Raw genomic sequence first — 16,815 nt, 5'->3', positions numbered from 1 at the left:
GGAATTGCTGGTATTTTCGGGAGATTCGTTTTTCGGCATGGAGAGCTGGGATGGGTCACCCAAGATCGGACGGGAGTGAATCGCGGTTTGCGGCCTATGTCGAGGGGCTTGTGAGCGTGATCGGCCATGCAGACCGGGCGAAGCCGTTACGGGATTACTGCGTTGGTCTGATGATGCCATGCGAACGCAAGAGCGTGGAACCGATGGCGGCGATCACCGCGCCTGAACGGACAGCGGCGCAGCATCAATCGCTGCTGCATTTTGTCGGTGAAGGGCGCTGGTCGGACGAGAAGGTCTTGACCAAGGTGCGCGAGATGGTGCTGCCGCGGATCGAGCGTCATGGACCGATCGAGGCCTGGATTATCGACGACACAGGTTTTCCCAAGCAGGGCCGGCATTCAGTAGGAGTGGCACGACAGTATTGCGGCCAACTCGGCAAGCAGGACAATTGTCAGGTCGCGGTGTCGCTGTCGATTGCCAATCACCACGCCAGCCTGCCGGTCGCTTATCGCCTGTACCTACCGCAGGAATGGCAAGATCGCGCACGCCGGCGAAAGGCCGGCATTCCTGAGGACATTGTCTTCAAGACCAAGCCGCAGATCGCGTTCGATCAGATTCGTAAGGCCTGCGAGGCCGGCCTGCCGCGCGGCGTCGTGCTGATGGATGCCGGTTACGGTGCCAACACCGAACTGCGCACGGATATCGCAACGCTGGGGTTGAGCTATGTCGCTGGCATTCTACCGAACACCACGGTGTGGGCGCCGGGCATGGTGCCGCTGCGCGCCAAAAGATGGTCGGGCCAGGGAAGGCCGCCGAAGTTGATACGGCGTGATCGCCATCATCAGCCAATCTCGGTCAAGAAACTCGCGCTCGGCTTGCCGGCAAAGGCATGGCGCACGATCGCGTGGCGCGAAGGTTCGGCCGAGCAGCTCACCTCGCGCTTTGCTCGGGTGCGCGTGCGGGTTGCCCATCGCGATTACAACCTCACCAAGAGCCGCCCGGAAGAATGGCTGTTGATCGAGTGGCCGAAGAACGAGGCCGAGCCGACAAAATATTGGCTCTCGACCGTTCCCGAAAAGATCGCCTTCCATCGGTTGGTCGACCTGACAAAACTGCGCTGGCGCATTGAGCGCGACTATCAGGAACTCAAGCAGGAGGTCGGGCTCGGCCACTTCGAAGGGCGCGGTTGGCGCGGCTTCCACCACCATGCCACACTATGCATAGCGGCTTACGGATTCCTCATCTCCGAAAGGGAGACGATTCCCCCCTCAGCGCCTCGTTCAGCCGGGCTATTCCAAACGCCTGCCCTTCCCGAAGGTTACAAACCCAGAGGCTCCGCCGCTGCGCACCGAACGGCACATTCCAAACTCGATTGCGACGATGCGTCGACGGCTCGTTCTCGCCCTCGTCAGAAGTCTGTCGCGATGTCCATGTTGCGCAAGAGCGATCCTGCGTCCGCGATCGCGCAAAAATTTATGACGCAGTAAGACTAGCACCTCTACGAATGTGCGTCTTCAGCCGACAATGCGCGCACTGACGAATTGAAAGGCTCAAACCTTACCAGGGACAGCCAACCACCGGTTCCGGCCTTGTGCGCGCCCGGTCGGCTTGCGTCGCCTCTCCTATTCCAATAAGCCGCTAAAGCTCTTTTCCTCACGGCGCTGTTTGTGGAGGTGAATTCGTCGGTACCGCACCTCTTTTGATCCCTGGCGGAAGCGGCCATGTGGGCGGCTTAGCGTCACCAATGGAGCGCCATTGGATTGACCTCGCGGGCGAGCTAGTGCGGGGTGAATTACCTTTAGCTATGTCACGTCGCGCCCGTGGCGGCGCGCAGGCCAGACTGGCGGTTCTCGAAACGGATTAACGACAGCACTCTTCCATAGGCAGGCCGGCTTCCCGCCTGCGTCCCGTCGTGTGATGATCGATCACTGGACGCAATAGATCAGGAAGCAGCGCGACCGGTATCGTCCCGCTCGCACCAGCATCGAAATCTGGCATCATTGTAATGGCTTCCTCTCCGTCGAAGGAGCCTAGGATTGCCTCTCCTCTGGCGTCAGTCAACGTCCGCGGCTTCGCCGCGGCAAACGGCACCTCCATATTGAAACAACTAAAGCGCGGCATCTTCCGGGCAAGGCGCACCGTCACGCCACTAAGCAGCGCATTCAGGACCAGGATCGAAATCTTGGCCGCATCCGCGATACGGCCGAAACGATCGAGCATCGAGGCGCGTCTGCGTTGAGGCTCAGGCCGTGGTAGGGCGGCATCAGCATCAGAAGGCTTGCGCCACGCGCGGCCGCATAGCGGGTGCGCTCGATTGCAAATTGCGTGCTGAAATGTTTGCACGTGATCATGACCGCCTTCCGACTACCCACATGAGCCAGGGACAAATCAACTAATATATCGCACTCCTGCACCGATAACGGGAACTGCTCGGAACAATGAGCCAGAATGCAGATCCATCGACGCGCTCGTCGATCATGCATTCGAGCACGCGGCGCTCCCCCTCAAGGGCAAGAACTCCGGTTTCCGCGAAAGCCGGTGCGACTGGGAAGAGGCGGCTATAGGCGTGTTTCCTTGCATTTGGCATGAGCAGGCGCCCAACAAGCAGATGTTCTTGACGGTCAGATGTCTTTGGGCTCGCTTCAGGTCATCAAGAACATTCGATGCGCCTCGAACAGATAATAGGATCCGGGAATGGTCCTCGCAGTGTTCGCCGCCTGCAACCGAAAGACCGAACTGATCATCGCGCGTCCAGCCATCTGCTGCGAGAAGACTTCTTAGTTATTGTTCCAGAGGGTCCACCAGAAACTAAAGGCTGCGTCGGTGTCGCTCATGCCATAGCCCGCTTCACTTTTCTCTTCCGATGCAGGGCATGAGCAATCCCCACAAGATCATTCCGGCTCTGAGGCAGCCTTTGACGATGAGATCGGAGCGCTAGAGAACTTTATCCCAGCGGTCGCCCGTCGATACGCGGTGTTTTTCGCTCAGCATTTTCGAGATGACTCGAACTGTCCTGCTTCGACCTTATGAGGCGCGGCCCTGCCCCGATCGTGATTATTCCAGATGAGGTCGCATTGGTCCCTTGTAAGACGCAACCGTCTAATTCAGCTGCCCACTTAGACGTGTCGGTTTCTCGCGTATCGCGACGTGAACGGGATGATTCACCTAACATATGCTGAGCGGTGTCTTCCGCTTGTACAGCTTTCGAAAAGCAGACGGCGCTAAAGGCTCCGCAGGAAAGAAACGCTAGCGAGCTTCTGTCTCCCTCCCATGGGCTCCTCCCGCGGCCAACGCATGCTTCTGAGCAAAGCTTGTTCTTGTTCAGCGGAGAGAAGAACACGACGTCCTACTATAAAGATCTTCAAATTGCCGGCGTCTCAAGGATTCGAGTGCGCTGGCGTCCGCCAGTATCAGTCCCGTATACATCCTTGTCCCTGGACTCCGGCTGGACACTTTCGGAATGAAGCTGAGGCATCGGCGATGGTCAGGCGCATCAGGGACTCGAAAGCCGCAGTGCGCGGCGGGACAAGCCGGTGCGCAAAACGCCCGTCTTGGTGTCAATCGGACGAGGCCTGTCGATCGGTTGTCGGAGGAACGAGACCGCCGGCACGTGGGTGTTTCGCAAGCCGACGGATCGCGATATACGGACCCCCGGACACTCGGACCCAACTGTCGACTACAGCGCGGAGTGAAACCGATCTAAGCGCGTGTCCATTACGGGGCCCCGATGCAAAACCCACTGTCAACGTCAAGGGTCGAACCGTGCCGTTGCGTTTGACTCATGATCGATCCGGGGAAAACAACGCGGGAGTGACCGATCGTAAGCCAAACTCCGTCGTGCCAGCAACGATTGACATAATCGAAATAGTGTCATTGCCGAAAGTCAGGAGAATTGTAACCGGCAGGTCCTCGTAGATGTCTTCGATCTGCGACAGACTGTACGCCCTGGCGCCACCCGCTCGATCGCATCGGCTGGACAGCCTGCGAACACCTCAATCTCGTGGCTAGCCACGATATCGATGATCTCTTCGCTCATGCCAGCGTCACAGCTTCTTGCTTGTAGGTGTCAACTGCGGCCCGGGTCAGCCGAAAAACGCCACGACCACCGGGCAGTGAGCGATAGGCAGAGTCGGCTCGGGCTTTGAGAACATCAAACCATTGGTCGGGCGTGAGCCTCGCCGGGCGCTCGCTGATCTGGATCACTCTGCCATTCGGGGCGAAGCGGACGTGAATGATGATCTTCGGATTCATATCGTTACCGTTTTTTTTGCCAGGTTTAGAGACCGGTGGGCTGCTCGATTGTGACGTGTTCAGTTTCGTCCCCTTTGGGGTGGCCCCCGCGCCGCGACTTGAACTTCGCACCTGCATTGGTGCCGGGTGGCCCGTTCGGGCTTGGCGGCGATAATCGCCCGTGTGTTAGGCCTCATACGTCCTTCGGCATTGCCGTGAGCTCGTTTCGGACCAACAGTCGATGTCGCCAAACTCCGCCGGTACGTCCGCGAGATTAATGGCATGGACGGCTTGAGAAACGAATACGAGGAGGCGATTACCTCTTGCTCCGCTCGACACCGAGCGCCTTCAGGCCAAGCAGGAGCCCGATCGTGCGCTTGGAACCGCAACGCTATACTTGCGACCAACATAGACCGCGAAAGCTGGTTCGAGCGTCTCAGTCGTCGACCGACTGGAAATTCGCTGCGAACACAATAGCGCTTCGACGGCAGAGAGTCGGCAACAATGATATCAGGATGCGAGAGCGGAATTGCATTCACCGCCTCCGCGTCATCGAGGTGATTCTCTGCGGGTCCAGTGCCGATCACCGCCTAACATGCCTCCTAGCCAGCACCAATCCAGTCGCTCGCGCCTGATCGGCCGTAATCTGCATGCAGTGGTCCGATCCATCGATTAGATGCAGGTCAAACTGCGGAAGACGCCGGAATGGTTGCTGCGTCACATCCGACGCATCACATCGAACCAAGGTGAGCTGCGGAAAGCGGCGCCTTAGGTCAGCAAAGGCGCTAGTGTCTATGTTAGCTGTCGCAAGCAGGCGTTCGATTTCGATCAATTGTTCTGTGGCGAGCGCCATTGTGGCTCCTATATGACTGCTGCAAAACGAGCATCACTGCCAGAACAGCCGCTCGGGATCCGTGTTCAATTCGTCGATCGCCGACGCAAGCCGGTGGAACATGCTGTAAAATTTCCAGCTTCCTCGCGCATGATTCTTGAAGAACAGTTTCCAGACCCCGCTCACGGCATCGTAATGAAATAGCGCGACATCGATCTGACCGCCATAGTTGCCGATATTGCGCGAGCAGCAGGGACTCTCAATGAGATAGCCAGCCTTTACCGGCGTTACACTCGGCGAGACATAGCGATAGTGCTTGCGCGAGATCAAAGCACGCTCGATCCGCTTGCGATCTAGCTCGTTCGGATGCGGGATCAGCCCGACCGGTATCTCTCTCGACACTCTCATTGCGAGAACATTCCCTCAAAGGACTGCGATCTCTTCTTCAAGACAACCAACGACCAGCCGCTCACCAAAATCTACAAGATAAATCGGCACGCTCGCTTCGGTATGCATCGCGACCCGGACGATCTCGCCGATAGCACCGGCGCCGACCAGGATCCCATCAGGCGGCGCGGTGGCAACTGACTCGTCATTGATGAGATTGACTGCGGTTTTCACGCGCTGGCCCGATCGATATTTTGGAACGCGCGGCTCTGTCATGACACAGCCGATGCTGTGCCGTGCTCGGCGCGGAGATCAGTGGCACGAGAAGTCGTTTTCCGATTGGCCGAGGCATCGCCGGGGCCGGCGATACCGAGCACAGTCAGCTGCGGAATTCTGGTGGCGACCGCGAGCAGCTTTCTCGCCGCCTGCTCAGGAGTGAGCTTCTCACTAACAACACCCGGACGCGATTCATTGGCGCCGTCGTACTTGCGATTGCGGTAGTTGCATTGAATATTGCAAGCCGGCGCTACTGCGACATGGGTGCGAGCGTAATGATGATAAGCTTCTTCGCTATAGCAGGGATGAGTCCTACTTTTGTTCCAGATTTCGGACGCAGATCGCTTGGGGCAGCCTGTGACCCATAGCTCCGTTTGCCATTCTTCGAAGAGCTCCGGGAACCCTTATAATCGGCGATGACCCGCATCCCGTCGCTATCCTCAGCATCTTTGACATGTTTTCCGCGTCGGGCAACAGCGTTCATATTCAATTCTCTAGTGTGGCCATGGCGACCAGCCTGAGCGACCACAGAACGAGAGTTAGCAACTGGCGTGCCATCTCGGACGGCGATGGCATTCCCGCCCTGTGAAGTTAGCTTGCCGTGATCCGCACAGTTGTGCACGCGTCAGCGACAGTTCACACGTCGCAAATGCGACAGGCGTCGCAATTGTGACGGAGATGGCCGTTGGGTTCTCATTGAGCTCGCGTGAAATCTCCCAACCCGCAACGGTGGTTTGCGATTCGACCTCTTCCTACTAGCGGACCGGGGCGAGCAGCCCACTTTGCGCCGCTACTTGGCGCCTGAGCCGTTGACCGGGGCCACGGCGCAGGCGCGGCCAAGTGGGACGGAGTGCCTGGGAGTCTCGCCGCCTTTCAACGGCAACGGTATCTGAGCGCTGATGCCCGCTCGGCATGAACGGCGCACTGCGCATCGCGGGATCTTCGACCTGATCGAAGCAACAGCACCTTTCCTCGATATATATGCTGAGATATCAGCACTTCTCGTTCCAGCTCTCCAATAAAAATTCGAAGCCCACAACGGCATCCAAATTCTCCTTCGGCAACCGATCGTCGGGCGCGGCCTTGATCGCCTAGATAGTCCGGTCTAAGAGTGCGGTGCGCTCGTTCGGCTCTTAGAGGACCGGCGCCGCCCCAGTCCTTCAGGCTCGCGCCGACGTAGCTCGACAGAATGGGATCGTTCCGGGACTGGCGATGCCAGCTCACGAGCTCTCGTGTCCTCTGGCTGGACTTGGGGCTTGCTAGGGCGCGGCTCCATCAATTCGAGCACCGCTCGTCCCTTGTCCGTGATGCGCCACCCTCCATTCACACGCTCGACGAGTCGTTGCGAAAAGAGGTCGAGCTCAGGCACGCGGGCGCCCATGCTCTTGGTGCGCGCCGCCCAATCGGGACCGCTCGTGGCCAAAATGGCCATGTCTCGCTTGAGGTCCGGCATGGATGCGAACCCGTCGGGGTAGCTCACAAGAATCTTCAACACCGTGACCTGGAAATTCACATAAGCACTATGAGTGTTGTCCGCACCTACCGCCACATGTTGGCGCAGAGCGAAGAGCTTCCATGCCGACCTGCCTAAGGTGGTCCGCCGTGATCTCACCTCTATTGGCGGCGTCCAAGATCTTGGAAGCGACATGGGCCCGAGTGCCGGTTTCGCTGCGAGGCAGACCCTCGCAAACCTCCTCGAGAACAGCACGCAAAAGCGCAGTGGTCGTTGCGTCCAACACTTGGCGACTCCGCAAGGCGCAAAGAATGGTAGCACGAGCAAGTACGCTGAAACTTTCAAATGAACTATTAGCTGATTCCAAGACTATGAACTTCACCACAGTTGCCGTTGTTCGTTGGGCGGATTCAAACGGTCGTCGCAACACCAGTTACTTTCACTCATGACAGCAGATCGTCAAGCGCCTCCGCCGGCGTTTTCCAGCCTAGTGTCTTTCTCGGTCGGGCATTGAGAGCCGCTGCCACAGCGGATATCTCCTCGGCGCTGTGGATGCTCAGGTCTGTGCCTTTCGGGAAGTACTGCCGCAGCAACCCGTTGGTGTTCTCGTTAGTGCCGCGCTGCCAAGGGCTTTGCGGGTCGCAGAAGTAGACCTGGATACCCGCATCGATCTTGAGACGATCGTGCTGAGCCATTTCGGCCCCCTGATCCCAGGTTAGCGAGCGACGCAGCTCTTCAGGTAAGGTGATGACGGTGCGCGTGATCGCGTCGCGCACGGCTTCAGCCCCGTGTCCCGCAAGGGCTGGTCCGTTCTTCACGCGCGCAGCTTCGCCATGTCCCGCCAACCGGGGAAGGTGCAATAGCATCGTGAAGCGCGTCGTGCGCTCGACCAGCGTGCCGATTGCCGAGCTGCCAACACCGAGGATGAGGTCTCCCTCCCAATGCCCCGGCACTGCTCGATCGGCAGCTTCAGCAGGACGTTCACTGATCATGATCTCCGGGGAGACAAAGCCCTTGCCTCGCCTGCGTACGCGCGCTCTGGGCATCCGTAATACACGCCCTGTTCGCAAGCAGGCCGTCAGCTCGCGGCGTAGCGCGCCGCGGCCCTGAACGAAGAGAGCTTGATAGATAGCTTCGTGGCTGATGCGCATCGTCTTGTCGTCCGGGAAGTCGATCGGCAAGCGTCGGGCAATCTGCTCAGGGCTCCAGGCTTTGGCCCATCGCCGATCCTTGCGCGGGCCATGCCGGCGCCCCTTCCACGGAACGGAGGGACCAGGAACGGGAGCGCCGGTCGGGGCTACGACGCCGCCAGCAAGTCTCTCCTCCACATAAGTGCGCAAGGTTGCATTGAGCGCAAGCTTGGTCGGCTTGGGCCGGCGAGCGGATCGATCCGCATGCCATTGGGCAGTTGTTGCCCGATACTCCAACCCGCCGCCGCGGGTGGCCGCGTTGCGCCGCAGTTCACGGGAGACTGTCGAAGCAGCCCGCCCCAGGCGACGTCCAATCTCCTGTATGGAATGGCCCTGCACCTTGAGAAGTGCGATCTCCTCGCGCTCATTCAACGAGAGATACCGCCCGGAGAGAGCCTTTGCCGAAGATCTGAACATCGCTGGTGGCATGCCGCCCGCCTTTCGGAATAATCTGCTTCCGACAGGTTGTGACAATCCGGCTTCGAGTGCAGCATCTTCGCTGCTTAACCCAGCGGCAATCGCCCGCCAAAATTTATTCTGTTCATCGCGCCCGGCAACAGAGGGCCGTCCTGGCGACGGCAATGGGGCTCGTCCTGACCGCTCCGATCTGCGCCTTACAACGTTCATCGCAACCTCCAAACTCCGAGTGTTGCGACGACCGTTTGAATCCGCCTTGATTGCCTGAGACGTCGCGGCCGTGTCCTCCTCGCGGAGGGTAGTTGTGATGCTCTTGCTCCGCCACGCCAGTGCCGAGGAACCACCTCCTTGATGGAATTCAGCCCCGGAGAGGCTCTTTTTGACGATTTTCATCGCGATGCCTGTCCTCGCCCACATGAACTCATTCTCGTGGCGGCGCATCTTCAGCATCAGTATCGCGCGCTGAGGCTGATTGAGCTCGCTCACCCGATGCTCAACTGCGCGCACGGCCATTCGTAACTTGCCTTGAACTCTTTAATTCTCGTTGAAGCAAAGGTTTCGTTGGGCCGAGACCACGTTCTGGAAGCGTGTTGCATAGAGATTGATGACAGAACCGCAAGGAGGTCGCCTCCTTCATGGGGCCATCGTCGCGCAAATCGGTCACGAAGCCCTCAACACGACTGGATGCTGCGAGCTGGCGCTCATGATTATCGGCATGCTTCTTGATCGATTCGTCACTGGGCTTGCGGGGATGTCCCGATCGGTGTTGAACTACGTCGGGCCGACGTTGCCGGAGTGAATGTTACGCGGCCCTCGTGACGTGGGCAACGGGCTTGATCGTCACTGCGATCGTGGTGAGCTTGAAGGGCCGCACGCAGAACCGACAATTGCTTATGCGCCTTCAATCGTCGGAAGCCCTTGTTGGCCTCGATCATGCCGGCCGCGACCCATCGCAAGGCCATACCGGCATCCCGCCAGCGTTTGACGTTGCGCGTGACGCGGCGAATGGTGCCCATCATGTTCTCGGCGATGTTGGTACAGGCGAGCGATCGACGAAGCTCCTTCGGCAGCTTCAACCGGACGACAGTCAGGATTTCGTCGAGGCCTTCGAGGATGCTGGCCGCTACGCCGGGCCATTGCTGGTCGAGTCGACGCGCGAGATTGCGGATCAATTTTTCAGCCTTGTCGGCGTCATCGAGCTCCCAGGCCTGGCGCAGCACCCGACGGGTGGCCGCATGATGTTCTTTCGGCAGGCGTTCCACGATGTTGCGCGCCTTGTGGATCTGGCAGCGCTGGATCGCAGCGGCCGAACCGAAGGTGCGGCGGATCGCCTTCGACAACGCTTTCGCGCCGTCGGCGATGAACAGTCTTGGCACCGTCGGGTCGAGCCCGCGCGAGACCAGGTTGTCCAGCAGGGCCTGAACCGTTGCGGCATTCTCGGTCGCCCCTTCCACCAGAGCCAGCGGATGCTTGTTGCCTTCGCCGTCAATCCCGATCGCGGCGACCAGCACGAGATCGTCGCCGAGATGCAGCCCATCGATTTGGACCACTAGAAGGTCGAGCGCGGACAGGTCGGCAGCCATGAAGTCGGCCAGCCGCGCCGCCGACAGCGCTACGAACCTCCGCGAGGCCGCCGACTTCGAAACCCCCGATCCGGGCGGTGCCGGCACGTCACCCTCGGGCAGCCGGACAGCGCGGCCGAACCGGCGCGTCGACACATTGATCAGCATCAGGTTCATCGCCCAGCGACCGAGCCAATCCTCCTGCGCCGCCGTTTCCCAGCTCGGGATCGTGACCTCGCGGCCGTCCACGCCCCGGGCCCGCGGGCGCTCGACCTCGATCTTGCCGCCGTGGAAGCCGATCCGTCCCCGCGTTCGGCCCCAACGGTGCGCCCGCCGCGCCGCGTCGCGACCGTGGCGCAGCCCGCAGGCCGCCGTGACATCCGCCTCCATCATCGTGCCGAGCGCCTCGATCCCTGCCGCAAGGCAGAACCGATCGAAGCTCGCCCGCACTTCTGCAAAAGCTTCGTCCACAGCCCCGGTCGCCGGCGAACCAGCCAGTGTGATATCTCTCGTCATGGCGTTGCTCTCCTTTGTGGAATCAGCACCCCGAGCCTACCGGCTCAAGGTGGGCAACGCCGACCTCTTCAGAAATTCAACAGAACCCGGGACATCCCCGGGCTTGCGCTCGAATTCGGTTGCAATTTGCCCGGATTCCAAGAACGTTTGTGACAACGATACGACATGATCTTTGAATTCATTGCTGGCATTCGGCTCACCTTGCGCCACGCTCCCGTTGACCGTGATAGTGCAGATTGCACCTGTGACAATGACCCCTGAAATCCGCAGCAGTGCCAGCTGTTCGCGTAGCCGAACGCGGAATCCGCGACGCGGTGATGATGTCCAACGAATTCCGATCGCGACTTTGCGCATTTTGCCCCTCAAATGACTTGTCCGGACCCGCCCGAGCTGGTGCGCACTGTCGCGACGCGCAGCTATTCTGCTAAATCGCCGAGCTCAATGTTCTCTGCCGCTCGTTGACGAGCGCTGACTAATTTAGATTGGTTCCTAAATCCTGAAACCGAGCTATCGAGGGTACGGACGCGTACACCGAGCGAGTGTTTGATGGCGTCAATGAACAGTACGCAAGTTCGAATATTCTCGCGAGAAACGCTTCAAGATGGCAGTTGCTGCGAACTTGGCGAAATCTGCGCTCAAAAACTGCAAGATATCTCTGCAAACGCCTCCAATCCTCCGAGGTAAATGAGTATCCGATATCCGCTTGCACGATCCGACGACGTTTCGTGCAAGATTGGAGTTCCCAGTGAGTTCATTTACTTGCCGAGCTCCTATTCAGTGCCCTTCGGGGCGTTTCCTCCCTGACTCGGCCGCGCGGTTCTCGCGCGGCCTTTTTTCGCGATCGACGAAGACCTGATTACTTAGATTTGAAAACCTCCAGGAGCAACGCGACGACCCGACCGCCGCCGCACAACCACGCAAGGCTCGTCCATCCTGCGCTAGCGTCTGAAGGACCCGTCACTTCTCCGGGAGGCCTGCTGGCGCCTGACTTGGCTCACCTCGCCTTTCGGTAAAAACAATCTGGCGATCGGCATTTAGCTCGCCAAACTGCCGCAGCTCTCGGCCGACCGCTGCACGAGAGCCGTGGAGGCTGCTGAACGATCTGCATGGGCTAAGCTCACAGCCAAGCAACGTTCCAACATCCTGCGCAAATGGTACGAATTGATCGTCGCCAATCGCGAGAATCTCGCGCTGATCCTGACCTCCGGGCAGGGCCCCTCTCTGCGGCGCTAGGTGAACTCGATATCGGTGGCGCCTATGTCGAGTTGTACGCCGAAGAGGCGCGCCGAAACGATTCTCTCGCCGCGCCCGGATGCAAGGCTGCTTGCGATAAGGCCACGGATTGGCGTCTGCGGCGCCACCACGCCGTGAAACTTCCCCAACTCGATGATCACCCGCAGGGTAGCGCCGGCGCTCGCCGCAGGTGCACCGTGGTGCTGAAGCCAGTCAGTCAGATGCCGCTCTCGGCGGTTGCGCTCGCAGCCCTCGCTGAAGGCCGGCGTGCCCTAGGGTGTCTTCAACGTCATCACCGGAGATTCGAGACCGATCGGCGAGGTTTTCTGCGAGCACGCGGCCGTGCGCTTTGTCGGCCTCACTGGCTCGACCGAGGTCGGCAAGATCCTCTACCGTCGGGCCTGCATCGGCCTGAAGAGCTCGGCCTCGAGCTGGGCCTTTCGTGGTGTTCGACGACCCGATATCGATGCCGCCATCGAGGGCGCCATCGTCTCCAAATACCGCAACATGGGCCAGACCTGCGTCTGCGCCAATCGCCTCTACGCAGAGGCAGGCATCTATGAGGAATTCGTGCAGAAGCTCTCGACCAACGTCGCGGCATAGAAATTCGCGATGCTGCGGTTCGTGCCTGCACACTGTCCATGAGCGGCGCGATCCGGCGATTGTGCTCAATCATAATTCGGTCTGACAGCCGCAGCTCTGCGGGCGCCGTATGGACGTGAACGCTGTTCAACATTGACGTGCAGCTCTCCCCCCTGGGTTGCCGGCCAATTCGTTGCGGCTTGGTAGGCTGCGTTCTCTGGGGCCTCGCCGTGTCGGTGTCGACTACGCATCCGGCCATCACCGAGCGCGGGGAGGACGCCGACATGCTTGCCGATCCTAAGGTGCGGCTCCCGCTGACGTACCGGAGCGGCCCACTGGTGGTTGAGCTCGAATTTCGCGTGCCCTCGGAAAATGCGCGAGCCTTCCACAACCTCCTGCAGGATGTGCAGCTCTACCGGCAACGCAACGGCGCCTATGGTTGGTCAATTGCGCGTCGCCGACCCCGAGCTGTGGACCGAGCGCTAGACTGTCGACATGACTCGATATTTGCGCCAACGCAACCGCTGGACCAGTCGGAGCGCGCATTACACTAGAAGGCCATGGCTTTCCATATCGGGCCTGAGCCCCTGCGTATCCCTCGTATGCTGGAGCGCCCGTTTGGATCGGTACGCCGGAAGGATGATGTGCCCGACCGCGCCGCGAGTGAGCTCTAGCTGCTGGTTGAGAGCGCGGCGCAGGCAGTTAGCTGTCGTCCATTCGACCGCCCCCGCATTCAAGGACCCCGGGCACGTTGCCCTTGCGCTTGGCTAAGCCTTCGCCGTCAATCAAGTTGGCTAGAGGACTTGCACCTCCAAGCTGTCGCTCATACTCGGTACACAAAGAGAACCACGCTGATGAGCGGCCCAAGTCTGCGACCAAACGTCCCGTAGCGGACCTCTAGAATCAGGCCGCAGCCTGTTCGATCGGCGAGAAGGGAAGACCAAGGCTATCGGCGACAGCCTTATAGGTTAGCCGGCCCCGATAGACATTCAGGCCTGCGCGCAGATGGGGATTTTCGAGCACAGCTGCAAATCCTTTACTGGCGAGAGCCAAACCAAAAGGCAGCGTAGCGTTGTTGAGTGCCTGGCTTGAGGTGAGCGGCACAGCTCCGGGCATGTTTGCGACACAATAGTGGATAACGCCATCCACCTCATAGGTTGGATCGGCATGTGTCGTCGCCCGCGATGTCTCGAAACATCCGCCCTGATCGATCGCTACGTCCACGATCACGGAGCCTTGGCGCATCGAACTCAACATACCGCGGCTGACCAGTTTCGGCGCGCTCGCGCCAGGAACGAGAACGGCACCAATGACAACATCCGCCGCAAATACCTCTTCTTCAACGGCGTCGATCGTCGAGAATCTGGTACGTACTCGCCCTTCGAACAGCTCATCCAGTTCGCGAAGCCTGGGAATGGAACGGTCGAGGATCGTGACCTCAGCGCCCAAGCCTGCCGCCATCCGTGCAGCGTGAGTGCCGACAACGCCCCCGCCGATCACCACAATGCGAGCGGGTGGCACGCCCGGTACCCCGCCAATCAGCAGTCCCCGTCCGCCCGCGTACCGCTTCAGCGCCGCACCCGCGGCTTCAATCGCAAGTCTTCCGGCAACCTCGCTCATAGGGGCAAGCAGTGGAAGGCCACCGTGCCCGTCGGTCACAGTTTCATAGGCAATTGCGGTGCAGCCAGATTTCATGAGGCCCTTCGCTTGCTCCGGATCCGGAGCCAAATGCAGATAAGTGAAGAGGATCTGGTTTTCTCGAAGCTGCGTCCATTCGGAGGGCTGTGGCTCCTTGACTTTCACGATCATTTCGCTCGACGCGAATACCTCGCGAGCAGAGGTCGCAATCGTCGCGCCCGCTTTGCCGTAGTTATCATCTGTCGCGCCAATCCCGGCGCCGGCGTTGCTCTCGACGAATACGCTGTGGCCAGCTGCAACGTATTCGCGGACGGCCCCAGGCGTCAGGCCGACGCGGTATTCGTGCGTCTTGATTTCCTTGGGAACACCGACCTTCATTTGCAATCTCCTTGGTGAGCAGCCCGTTGTAATCGGAAGAGCGGTACAAACCTGCGAGGCGAGAGGCCAAACAGCGCAGTAATCCGGCGATCTTCCGCGCCTCCTTGCAGGATTTCGAACGTGCGACCTAAGACCGCCGAGTTGGCAGGGATGCTACCACGGGGCGACAATACGTGATGCGGCCCCGGCAGCCAAACCAGGCACTCCTGATCAGGATTGATCTACGCCGGACTGGGTCGACTTGTTCGTTGTTTTGCCTCATTCGCAACGATGCTCGATCCGGTAACACGAGTAGCGCTTGCGAGGGAGGCCCGCGGGTTCATCAAAGATGGATCGGGTTTTTCAAAGGTTTGCTGAACGATTGACCGAAAGCACGCATCCAGACGCAGCTCAGCAGAGCATGGCTGAGGTCGCCGCTGCGCTCGAACTGTCGTGCTTCGCATATCTCGCTCTTCCCCGTGAGCCGGGCAGTGCTCCCAACCTGATCTCGACATATCCCCCCTCCTGGACCGCCATCTATCTGCAGCGCGGCTACGAATCCGTCGATCCGGTGGTACGTCGGGCAATGCGCCAGCCTAAGCCCTTCCGATGGGGGCTTGGATTTGAAACGCGAAATCGGCCGGAGCCTGAACGCGCTCTGTTCGAAGAAGCCGACAAATTTGGCATTCGCTGCGGGTTTACATTCCCTATCCACGATGACAAGGGCGCAATCGCCGCGCTGAGCTTTGCAAGTGACGAGCGTCGAACTGCTTTCGAGCGCGCGCTTGTCGAGCACGCCCAGAGCCTGCGATTAATCGCAACGTTTTTCCATGAGCATGCAAAACGCTTCTGGACGATTGATCGCATGGTGGGCGGCGTGGTGCTGTCTCCTCGCGAGTACCAGTGTCTCGAATGGTCCGCGCGCGGTAAATCGGCTGGGGAGATCGGGATCATTCTCGGTATCTCAGAGCGAACGGCGGGATTTCACCTGGACAACGCCCGTGCGAAGCTCCGTGTCAGCTCGCTGCGTCAAGCGATCGTGCTGTTGACCGAATCAAAATCGCGAAAATAGAACGCCAGGAGTCCATAAACACCTGTGGAACTGCACAGGATGCGCTTACCTAGGCCTCTCTGCTTAGTTGCCGGAATTAAGTAGGGAGGCAAGAATGATGCAGCTCATCACGCCGGAGTACTACGGTGAATTCGTCAACGATCTGGCCGAGATGCACCGGCTGCGCTACCGCGTTTTCAAGCAGCGTCTGGATTGGACCGTCGAGGTCAGCGGCGACATGGAAGTGGACGAATTTGACGTGCTTCGACCGGTGCATCTACTGAACCGCTCGCGAGCCGGACAAATTCAAGGATGCGTTCGGCTTTTGCCTTCGAGCGGTCCAACTATGCTGAGGGACACTTTCGCGATCCTGCTGGACGGGCAGCCGGGACCACGAAGCGACCGGATTTGGGAGAGCAGCCGATTCGCGCTTGATGTTCCCGCGGATGCGCCGAAGGCGAGCGGCGGACTTGCTGCTGCCACTTACGAGCTGTTTGCGGGTATGATTGAATTCGGCCTTTCCATTCAATTGATCGAAATCGTCACTGTGACCGACGCCCGCATGGAGCGCATTCTTCGCCGGGCCGGATGGCCCCTTCGCAGAGTGGGAAAAGCTCGCCCTCTCGGAAACACCACGGCGGTTGCTGGGTACCTGGAGGTCTCGCCCGATGCGTTGGACCGCATCCGCAAGGCAGGGCACATCTCGGGACCGGTGCTCTGGGCCCCGGTCATTCAAGCGGCTGCCTAGGTTCTGGAAGCAAACCCAATCGCAGCATCGGTGCACAAGGCCGCTCTTCTCTCTCAAGACTTACTATGCACAAGGCACGACGAACACGACCGTCACTTCAAGCCAGTAAAGCGCTCGAACTGAAACACCTGAGATCGGCCGTCGCTGCGGCCGATTGCGGGAGCGTTCGTGGGGCCGCCGAGTTGCTGAGGGCCCAACAATCGAGCCTCAGCCGAACAATCAGCGAGTTTGAGCACCACTTGGGCGTTCCAATTTTCGAGCGCTTCAGCGGAGGTGTGCGCCCAACGTGCGTGTTCCAGCCGATCGTGATCACGGATTCCAGGCCATCGTGATCACCCATTCC

The 16,815-nt window shown here is 59.6% G+C and carries 16 protein-coding genes and 4 pseudogenes; 7 read left to right on the top strand and 13 right to left on the bottom strand.

Annotated features, from left to right (window positions below):
* Positions 1-50 precede the first annotated feature (50 nt).
* Complete coding sequence (locus tag ACVWW3_RS36700; RefSeq protein ID WP_456651263.1) at positions 51-1,487, top strand: IS701 family transposase; 1,437 nt, start codon at positions 51-53, stop codon at positions 1,485-1,487.
* Positions 1,488-1,860: 373 nt separating this feature from the next.
* Here the strand turns inward: ACVWW3_RS36700 and ACVWW3_RS36695 are convergent, their stop codons facing one another.
* From ACVWW3_RS36695 to ACVWW3_RS36645, 11 genes and pseudogenes are all read right to left on the bottom strand, one after another.
* Positions 1,861-2,220, bottom strand: a complete 360-nt coding sequence (locus tag ACVWW3_RS36695) for a hypothetical protein (RefSeq protein WP_456651456.1) — start codon at positions 2,218-2,220, stop codon at positions 1,861-1,863.
* A 1,812-nt stretch (positions 2,221-4,032) separates the two neighbouring features.
* A complete protein-coding gene (locus ACVWW3_RS36690) occupies positions 4,033-4,251 on the bottom strand; it encodes a hypothetical protein (protein ID WP_456651458.1) in 219 nt (72 codons plus the stop codon).
* A gap of 562 nt (positions 4,252-4,813) precedes the next feature.
* Positions 4,814-5,083: a DUF6129 family protein gene (locus ACVWW3_RS36685; RefSeq protein WP_456651459.1), complete on the bottom strand. Its 270-nt coding sequence runs from the start codon at positions 5,081-5,083 to the stop codon at positions 4,814-4,816.
* A 33-nt stretch (positions 5,084-5,116) separates the two neighbouring features.
* Positions 5,117-5,470, bottom strand: coding sequence for a DUF3024 domain-containing protein (locus ACVWW3_RS36680; RefSeq protein ID WP_456651460.1), 354 nt, complete (start codon positions 5,468-5,470; stop codon positions 5,117-5,119).
* A gap of 15 nt (positions 5,471-5,485) precedes the next feature.
* Positions 5,486-5,725, bottom strand: coding sequence for a nitrogen fixation protein NifZ (locus tag ACVWW3_RS36675; protein WP_456651461.1), 240 nt, complete (start codon positions 5,723-5,725; stop codon positions 5,486-5,488).
* A 23-nt stretch (positions 5,726-5,748) separates the two neighbouring features.
* Positions 5,749-6,209: pseudogene (locus ACVWW3_RS36670) on the bottom strand (nitrogenase cofactor biosynthesis protein NifB); the annotation flags it as partial.
* A gap of 621 nt (positions 6,210-6,830) precedes the next feature.
* Positions 6,831-7,238 (bottom strand): hypothetical protein, encoded by a 408-nt coding sequence (locus ACVWW3_RS36665; RefSeq protein WP_456651462.1) that lies wholly within the window; start codon positions 7,236-7,238, stop codon positions 6,831-6,833.
* Between the two features lie 7 nt (positions 7,239-7,245).
* Entirely contained in the window at positions 7,246-7,464 is a 219-nt protein-coding gene (locus ACVWW3_RS36660) for a hypothetical protein (RefSeq protein ID WP_456652107.1), read from the bottom strand.
* Positions 7,465-7,621: 157 nt separating this feature from the next.
* Positions 7,622-8,995 (bottom strand): IS30 family transposase, encoded by a 1,374-nt coding sequence (locus tag ACVWW3_RS36655; RefSeq protein ID WP_456647414.1) that lies wholly within the window; start codon positions 8,993-8,995, stop codon positions 7,622-7,624.
* A 592-nt stretch (positions 8,996-9,587) separates the two neighbouring features.
* Positions 9,588-10,863 (bottom strand): annotated as a pseudogene (locus ACVWW3_RS36650) (IS256 family transposase).
* Between the two features lie 36 nt (positions 10,864-10,899).
* The gene (locus ACVWW3_RS36645) at positions 10,900-11,217 is read right to left on the bottom strand and encodes a hypothetical protein (protein WP_456672329.1); all 318 of its coding nucleotides are present in this window, start codon (positions 11,215-11,217) and stop codon (positions 10,900-10,902) included.
* A 693-nt stretch (positions 11,218-11,910) separates the two neighbouring features.
* Between ACVWW3_RS36645 and ACVWW3_RS36640 the strand changes: the two genes are divergently transcribed.
* Positions 11,911-12,096 (top strand): aldehyde dehydrogenase family protein, encoded by a 186-nt coding sequence (locus ACVWW3_RS36640; protein ID WP_456652108.1) that lies wholly within the window; start codon positions 11,911-11,913, stop codon positions 12,094-12,096.
* On the opposite strand, the gene ACVWW3_RS36635 is transcribed toward ACVWW3_RS36640, so the two are convergent.
* Positions 12,093-12,257, bottom strand: a complete 165-nt coding sequence (locus tag ACVWW3_RS36635; RefSeq protein WP_456651464.1) for a hypothetical protein — start codon at positions 12,255-12,257, stop codon at positions 12,093-12,095. The genes ACVWW3_RS36640 and ACVWW3_RS36635 overlap by 4 nt on opposite strands.
* A gap of 127 nt (positions 12,258-12,384) precedes the next feature.
* On the opposite strand from ACVWW3_RS36635, the pseudogene ACVWW3_RS36630 reads away from it, so the two are divergent.
* A pseudogene (locus ACVWW3_RS36630) lies at positions 12,385-12,699 on the top strand (aldehyde dehydrogenase family protein); the annotation flags it as partial.
* A gap of 137 nt (positions 12,700-12,836) precedes the next feature.
* Positions 12,837-13,352 (top strand): annotated as a pseudogene (locus tag ACVWW3_RS36625) (MFS transporter).
* Positions 13,353-13,581: 229 nt separating this feature from the next.
* Here the strand turns inward: ACVWW3_RS36625 and ald are convergent.
* Positions 13,582-14,694 carry an alanine dehydrogenase gene (gene ald, locus ACVWW3_RS36620; protein WP_456651465.1) on the bottom strand — a complete coding sequence of 371 codons (1,113 nt, stop codon included), beginning with the start codon at positions 14,692-14,694 and terminating at the stop codon, positions 13,582-13,584.
* A 328-nt stretch (positions 14,695-15,022) separates the two neighbouring features.
* Between ald and ACVWW3_RS36615 the strand changes: the two genes are divergently transcribed.
* From ACVWW3_RS36615 to ACVWW3_RS36605, 3 genes are all read left to right on the top strand, one after another.
* On the top strand, positions 15,023-15,745 hold the full coding sequence (locus ACVWW3_RS36615) for a helix-turn-helix transcriptional regulator (protein WP_456651466.1): 723 nt from the start codon (positions 15,023-15,025) through the stop codon (positions 15,743-15,745).
* Between the two features lie 94 nt (positions 15,746-15,839).
* A complete protein-coding gene (locus ACVWW3_RS36610; RefSeq protein ID WP_456651467.1) occupies positions 15,840-16,472 on the top strand; it encodes an acyl-homoserine-lactone synthase in 633 nt (210 codons plus the stop codon).
* 65 nt (positions 16,473-16,537) lie between these two features.
* The gene (locus tag ACVWW3_RS36605) at positions 16,538-16,804 is read left to right on the top strand and encodes a LysR family transcriptional regulator (protein WP_456651468.1); all 267 of its coding nucleotides are present in this window, start codon (positions 16,538-16,540) and stop codon (positions 16,802-16,804) included.
* The last annotated feature ends 11 nt before the right edge of the window (positions 16,805-16,815 follow it).

The organism is Bradyrhizobium sp. LM2.9 (genome assembly GCF_054056555.1).
Note: the sequence above shows the minus strand (reverse complement) of the source record. Positions and strands in the feature narration are given on the sequence as shown.